This window comes from Phyllobacterium sp. P5_D12, assembly GCF_054049495.1.
In genome coordinates, this window is record NZ_JBFUMG010000218.1 from 1 (window position 1) to 7,092 (window position 7,092).

Sequence of the window (7,092 nt, forward strand, 5' to 3'; positions counted from 1 at the left end):
GCTTCCGGATGATGCGATGATCGGTAATTTCAGGACTTCTTGCCCGCGACTTCTTCATCCCAACGACGGAATGCAACGACCATCGAAGATGGCTCCAGCGGAATTTCGACGGGATTATTGGCAATCCAATCTGCGTATTCCTTGCGGCCAAACTCTGCGATCGCATCCTGGCTTTCTTGCGGAGCCATGGTGATCGGCACATCCTTCACAGCCGGACCCGGATAGAAATAACCCTGGTCATAGGTGAAGGCCTGTTGTTCAGGTGTCAGCAGAAAGCTCATCATATCGAGAAGGACTGCAAGCTTGTCGTCTGCAATGCCTTTCGGGACGCACATGTAGTGCGCATCGGCGACCCAGTGAAAACCTTTGAGAGTCGCGACTGCCGCTTCCTTCGGAACGACCCCAAGCACACGCGGATTGATATCCCAGCCGGTGGTGGAGACAGTCATGTCGCGCGTGCCTTCACCGAGTTCCTTCATCAAAGCGCCAGTGCCGGTCGGATAGTACTCGATATATTTATGCAGCTCCTTAAGGTAGGTCCAAGTTTTGTCCCAGCCTTTTACCGGATCACGCGGATCAGTGTCGCCGAGGAGGTAAGGCAGGCCCATCAGGAAAGTGCGGCCGGGGCCGGAATTTGCCGGGCGCGCGTAGAGAAACTTGTTGGGGTTCTCCTTGGCCCAAGCCAGAAGTTCTTCCGCTGTGGTTGGTACTTTTTTGACGCGGTCGGGCATATATTCGAGCAGCGGGCCGGACGGGTAATAGGTCACCACCACGCCGACATCTTTACCGAGCGCCAGCATGCGATGGGCAGGTTCTAGGTAGATAGCCGCTAGATCGGGCAGCGAGGCGGAGTGATCCGGCAGAAGCTTGACCCACAGGTCCTGGGCGATACCCGCAGAGAGGGCATCGGTACCTGTCAGAACGAGATCTATATCCAGCCTGTTTGCCGCCTGTTGAGCTTTGATCTTGCCCGGAAGTTCCGGAGCTGGCGCCTTGGTGAAGGTGATCTTCGATACAAGTTCGGGTTTGGCTTTTGCGTAATTCTCGATGGCTGTCTGCGTCAGTGCCAGATTGCCCGCTACGTCGGCGATATTCAGTGTTACTGGTGAGGTTGGCAGTGCCAGCTTGGATTGAGCGAATAGTCGCGTTGCCGGCAGCGTGGCGACTGCTGCCAGACCGCCAATGGCTTGTCTGCGTGTTATGCGGATCATGGTTTCCTCCCTGTTGGCTCAACGCCCTCGTTTTCAGGTATGGCCGGGTTCCCAGTGTCCGGCCGCTGTTGAGATTTGATATATTAATCTATCAGATCGAGATAGCAAGGGCTTTCGCCTTGAACTTTAGGCCAACACTGATACGGCGGCACCGTTATTCAGGAGACTCTCCAACCTGCGCGCGACCGTTTCGTGAAATTTTTGGCTTTTCGGGAGATCCGCACCAAAAATCTCCTCCATGCCAAGAAATGCATCCAGAAGGTCCCCGGCCTTTGTCTTTCCTGCCGTGCGCTGCTTGAATTGGTCGACGAGCGGATCTCGCACATCGATCGGTTGGCCTTTTTCGTCCACTCCCGTAGCGTAGTGCATCCAGCCGGCGACACCGAGAGCGAGATAGTCGAAAGGCTTCTTCTGTTCCAAACGCTTTCGGATCGTGTTCAACAAGCGTTGCGGCAATTTCTGCGAGCCGTCCATGGCGATCTGCCACGTGCGATGGCGCAGCGCCGGGTTGCGAAAGCGTTCGCGCAGCTGAGCTTTGTAAGCGTCCAGGTCGAATCCTGGGAGCGGCGGAAGCGTCGACGTAATCTCGTCGTCCATCATAGTTTCAATGAATGCGCTGAAGCCTTCGGCCTTCATCACATCGGCAACCGTCTCGTGACCGGCGAGATAACCGAGATAAGCCAAGGTTGAGTGGCTGCCATTCAAGAGCCGGAGTTTCATCAGTTCGAATGCATCGACATTATCGACGAATGCTGCGCCGAAGTCCTCCCATGCCGGACGGCCGGAAGGAAAATGATCCTCCACCACCCACTGTGTGAAAGGCTCGGTCATGATTGGCCATGCATCGAATAGTCCCGTAGCCCGGGCCGTCATGGTGCGATCGGCATCGGTCGTAGCCGGGACAATCCGGTCAACCATGGTCGAAGGAAAGGCGATGTTTTCGCCAATATATCGCCCAAGCGCAGCGTCGCGCAGTTCGGCAAAGCGTGTAACCACCCGCTTGAGCGTTTCGCCATTGGAGGGAAGGTTATCGCAGGACAACAGCGTGAAAGGCGCGACACTATTGGCGCGGCGCCGGGCCAGTGCTTCTACGATAAAACCAATAGCCGAGCGCGGTGTAGCGGGATGAGCAAGATCGTGGACGATATCGGCGTGAGATTCATCGAGCGAGGCGGTGGCGGGCGAATAGCAATACCCCTTTTCCGTCACGGTCAAGGAAACGATCCTGACGTCGGGATCTGTCATTGCAGCGAGTACTGATTCCGGATTTTCGGGTGCGACCAGAACTTTTGCGACGCTGCCAATCACACGGAAGCTATCGCCGGCGCCATCGCGGGATGCGACAGTGTAAAGTCCGTCTTGCGGTTCGATTGCCTCTTTCGTATCGCCACTGCGTAACGAAACACCCAGTATGCCCCAGCGATTGTCGCCACTGGCGAGTACGCTGTCCGTATAGACGGCCTGATGTGCTCTGTGGAATGCACCGATACCGAGATGCACGATACCAATCCGAACCTGGGTTCGATCGTAGCCGGGTTGCTTCACATTTGCTGCCAGATGATGCAGCGTCGAGTTGGAGAGGCGGAGCATTTCAGTCATTCTGTGCCTGCAATTCTGGTTTCTATGTCAAAGCTTGTAAGTTTGTTTCGCCAGGCGGTAGGCAAGATCATGCACGATTTCCACCGCCTCGTCCTCTTCCAACCTGTGATCGGCGACAAGCCGCGCCAGGAATGCGCAATCGACGCGCCGGGCCATATCGTGGCGCGCGGGAATGGACATATAGGCGCGCGTATCGTCGTTAAAGCCAACCGTATTGTAGAAGCCGGCAGTCTCGGTGGTCAGTTCACGGAAGCGGCGCATACCCTCCGGACTATCATGGAACCACCATGCAGGACCAAGGCGCAAGGCTGGATAATGGCCCGCGAGGGGAGCGAGTTCCCGGCTGTAGCTGGTTTCATCGAGGGTGAAGAGGATGAGTGTCAGCCGAGCGTCGTTGCCAAACGCGTCAAGCAGAGGTTTCAGTTCCTCGACATAGCCGGTCGAGCGCGGAATATCCGCTCCTTTGTCCGTTCCAAACCGTTTGAACAGAGCGGGATTGTGATTTCGGTAAGAGCCGGGATGAATCTGCATGACCAGGCCATCTTCGATACTCATTCGCGCCATTTCCGTCAGCATCTGCGCGCGGAAGAGGTCGGCGTCTTCAGGCGAAGCGCCTTTCAGCACACGTTCGAATAGCGCTGACGCCGCGGAGACAGAAAGATCGGCGGTACGCGCGTTCGGATGCCCGTGATCGCTGGACGTGGCGCCACGCCGTTTGAAATAGGCACGGCGCACCCGATGCGCTTCGAGATATCCCTCATAGTCGAGTTTGGTGCCTGCAAGTCCAACGAAATCCTCTACGTTTGGGAGGAAGTCCGCACGCGATGCATCTACGACGGCATCGGGACGGTAGGCGGGAACGACGCGGCCATCCCAGCCTGACTTCAAGATCGCGTCATGCGCTGCGAGTTTATCGGTCGCTGCATCGGTCGTCGAAATGACTTCGATGCCAAATTGTTTGTAGAGCGCCCGCGGACGCATGGATGGTTCCGTCAGGCGCTCGGCAATCCGATCATAAAGCGCATCTGCATTGTTCTCGCCAAGCCGCTCCTCAATGCCGAAAACCGTTTCCAGTGCATGCTCGAACCAAAGGCGGGAGGGTGTGCCCCTAAACAGATAGAAGTGCTTCGCAAACAGCCGCCATATTATGCGGCCGTCAGCCTCGACCGGGCCTCCATCCTGACGCGGCACGCCGAGATCTTCCAACCTCACACCCTGAGAGTAGAGCATGCGAAAAATATAATGATCGGGCTTGACAAACAGGCTCGCCGGGTCTGGAAACGCCTCGTCATTCGCATACCAAAGCGGATCAGTGTGACCATGTGGTGAGATGATCGGCAACCTCTCGACCGCACTGAACAGACGGCGGGCAATCCCTCGTGCATTGGGCTCGATCGGGAAAAGTCGGTCAGGATGAAGTGCCATTATGCGTCCTTGCTACCACCTCGCGCCTGCACCGACCTGGATGCGAAGCCGTTAATGCTCCGTTTATGATGGCAGGTTGCGCCATTTGTGAACATTGATGATCTTGGCGAACTGTAAATAATAATATATTAGTATGTCAACTGAGACCGAATGCACTTGATATCATCGCATAACGCCGGTCTCGGACTATGAATCGAAATGGAATTCCATCATTCAATGATCAGATGATCGTGAATATGGAAATGGAGCACTGCGATGACAGCAGAAAACCAGGGAGACAAAGGCTTAACTATTGCAGCGCCGCCCGAGGTAAGAACTTCAGGTATCAATCGCGGCGCGCGCGCTACAAGCCCGGGACCCCGCGGGACGCCGGCCGGGCGGATGACCACTGCCACCGCAATTTACCGCGAGCTGCACGCAGCCATCGTAGCAATGGAGATGACACCGGGAACTGCCCTCAACGAGAAGGTCCTGACCGAACGCTTTGGCGTCAGTCGCACGCCGGTGCGCGAGGCGTTGATCCGCTTGGTTGAAGACGGACTTGTCGATGTCTTTCCGCAATCGGGAACATTTGTCGCCCGTATTCCTGTTGCGCTGATCCCCGAGGCTGTGGTGATCCGCCAGGCGCTCGAGGGTGCAACCGTGGAGCGTGCAGCGGCCGTCGCAACGGCCAAGGATGTCGAATGGCTCGATGAAATCCTCGCCCGCCAGCGTTTTTTTGCCGATCGTCAGAACACGAGTGCGTTTCACGAGGCCGACGAGGCTTTCCACGAAGCGATTGCCGGAATTTCCGGCCATCCTGGCATCTGGCACTATCTCAAGCCGGTGAAGGTGCAAATCGATCGGGCGCGGCGCATGACGTTACCGGGTTTGGGCCGCATGGAGCATGTTCTGTCCGAGCATCAGATCATTCGCAATGCCATCGAAGCCCATGACGTGCCGGCCGCCTGTGCGGCGATGAAACAGCATCTGAATGCCGTCATCCCCGATATCGAGACCTTGAGAAAGAGCCACCCCGGATCATTTGTGTGACAGGGTTGGCGGTGTAATTTGACGGAGGAATGAATGCGTCAGGCATGGCGATGGTTTGGCCCAAAAGCCGGTGTCTCACTCGATAACGTGCGGCAGGCCGGCGCAACCGATATTGTTTCGGCGCTCCACGAGGTTCCAATTGGTGAAGCATGGACAACGGCGCAAGTGCATGAGCGTAAGTCACTGATTGAATCGACACCAGCTGGACGGACGCCGCTGACCTGGTCGGTGGTCGAGAGCATTCCGATTCCTGATGCAGTAAAGCGCCTCGGTGGCGCTGCCAAGCACGAGATTGCCGCCTGGATCGCTAGTATGGAAGCACTTGCGGCCAACGACATCAAGGTCGTCTGCTACAACTTCATGCCCGTGGTCGACTGGTGCCGCACCGATCTTGACTATGTCACGCCGACCGGTTCGACGGCCATGCGCTTCGATCACAACGTGTTCGCTGTGTTTGATTTGCACATCCTGCAGCGAGAAGGTGCCGAAAACGATTACTCAAAGGCTGACCGCACGATTGCCAGCGACCTCTATAAAGCCATGGATGCACAGGAAATCGCTGATCTTACGCGCAATATCGCCAGCGCGCTCCCTGGCTCGACCACTGAACCGCTGACCATACCTGCGTTCCGCGACAAGCTCGAAACCTATTCCGGCATCGATGCGAACCGCCTGCGTCAGCATCTGATTGAATTCCTGGAGGTTGTGACGCCGGTTGCCGACGAGCTCGGCGTAAAGCTGACCCTGCATCCGGATGATCCGCCCCGTTCGCTCTTCGGCCTGCCGCGTATTGCTTCGACTGAAGCAGACTATGCGGCGCTGTTCGATGCAGTACCCTCGCCTGCAAATGGCATGTGCCTCTGTACCGGCAGTCTTGGTGTGCGGGCGGACAATGACCTCCCAGAGATCGCCAGGCGCTTTGCTTCGCGCATTCACTTCACCCATCTGCGTGCGACGACCCGCGAGGGTGATGGCCGCAGCTTTCACGAAGCGGCTCACCTTGAAGGCGACGTGGATATGGTGGCGGTGTTGCGCGAGCTTCTTGCCGAAGACCACAAGCGCGACAAGGGAAAGAGTATCATTTTCCGCTCTGATCACGGGCACCGCATGCTCGACGACCTGAACAAGGACGTGACGCCCGGTTATCCGGCGATTGGCCGCCTGCGCGGCCTTGCCGAACTGCGCGGAATTATACATGCGCTGGATGCCTCCGCGCTCGCATAATCCGGACAAATTTTTGAGTTTTCAAAGCCCTGGTTTTCACGAGCCAGGGCTTTTCTACATCTAACGAGTTACCGATTTTTGAAGCGCACCGACCAACTCGTAGTCATCGCTCAATAATTCTATTGGCATTCATCACATTGTTGCCATATTCTCGACCGTTTGCAGTCATACCGCATTTTACTATAAGCATCGGTCATCACTTTTTGAATCATATTAAGACAAGTTTTTTGAGTAACTTAGATCATATTTCGGATTGATCTCGACGAAGTCTCCGAAACGGGTCACCTCAAGGCCACATTTCTCCAAAATAGAGAGAGCTACTCGCTCACGCCACGATCTACTTGCCCGGGGGTCAATCTCTACGCGTGTGTCTTCAGTCCGGCTGTTCTGTGCCGCGGGCTACTCAAAGTGTGAATTTCACATGGTCTCTTTCGCAAGTATCCGCACGGTACTTATTTCATCCATCCTTTTTCTGATGTTGGGCGCTGTATCCGCCAGTGCCGGTTCGGCATGTGGCGGTGCTTCGTGGTATGCCCTACATTCCAGAACCGCTTCCGGCGAACGGATGAACCCCTCCGCTCTCACCGCCGCTCATCGCACC

General features: G+C 56.2%; 5 protein-coding genes and 1 pseudogene. 3 read left to right on the forward strand and 3 right to left on the reverse strand.

Translation table 11 applies throughout. The features are described from left to right. Positions 1–29: 29 nt before the first annotated feature. From ACXJ5O_RS14955 to uxaC, 3 genes are all read right to left on the reverse strand, one after another. The gene (locus ACXJ5O_RS14955) at positions 30–1,208 is read right to left on the reverse strand and encodes an ABC transporter substrate-binding protein (protein WP_457300575.1); all 1,179 of its coding nucleotides are present in this window, start codon (positions 1,206–1,208) and stop codon (positions 30–32) included. Positions 1,209–1,337: 129 nt separating this feature from the next. Beyond that, positions 1,338–2,810, reverse strand: coding sequence for a mannitol dehydrogenase family protein (locus tag ACXJ5O_RS14960; protein WP_457300571.1), 1,473 nt, complete (start codon positions 2,808–2,810; stop codon positions 1,338–1,340). Positions 2,811–2,837: 27 nt separating this feature from the next. Beyond that, on the reverse strand, positions 2,838–4,235 hold the full coding sequence (gene uxaC / locus ACXJ5O_RS14965) for a glucuronate isomerase (protein WP_457300572.1): 1,398 nt from the start codon (positions 4,233–4,235) through the stop codon (positions 2,838–2,840). A gap of 255 nt (positions 4,236–4,490) precedes the next feature. Here uxaC and ACXJ5O_RS14970 point away from each other — a divergent pair, with 255 nt between their 5' ends. The 3 genes and pseudogenes from ACXJ5O_RS14970 to ACXJ5O_RS14980 form a co-directional block, all read left to right on the forward strand. After that, a complete protein-coding gene (locus ACXJ5O_RS14970; RefSeq protein ID WP_457300573.1) occupies positions 4,491–5,267 on the forward strand; it encodes a GntR family transcriptional regulator in 777 nt (258 codons plus the stop codon). A gap of 33 nt (positions 5,268–5,300) precedes the next feature. Then, on the forward strand, positions 5,301–6,491 hold the full coding sequence (gene uxuA / locus ACXJ5O_RS14975) for a mannonate dehydratase (RefSeq protein ID WP_457300574.1): 1,191 nt from the start codon (positions 5,301–5,303) through the stop codon (positions 6,489–6,491). 421 nt (positions 6,492–6,912) lie between these two features. After that, a pseudogene (locus tag ACXJ5O_RS14980) lies at positions 6,913–7,092 on the forward strand (septal ring lytic transglycosylase RlpA family protein); the annotation flags it as partial.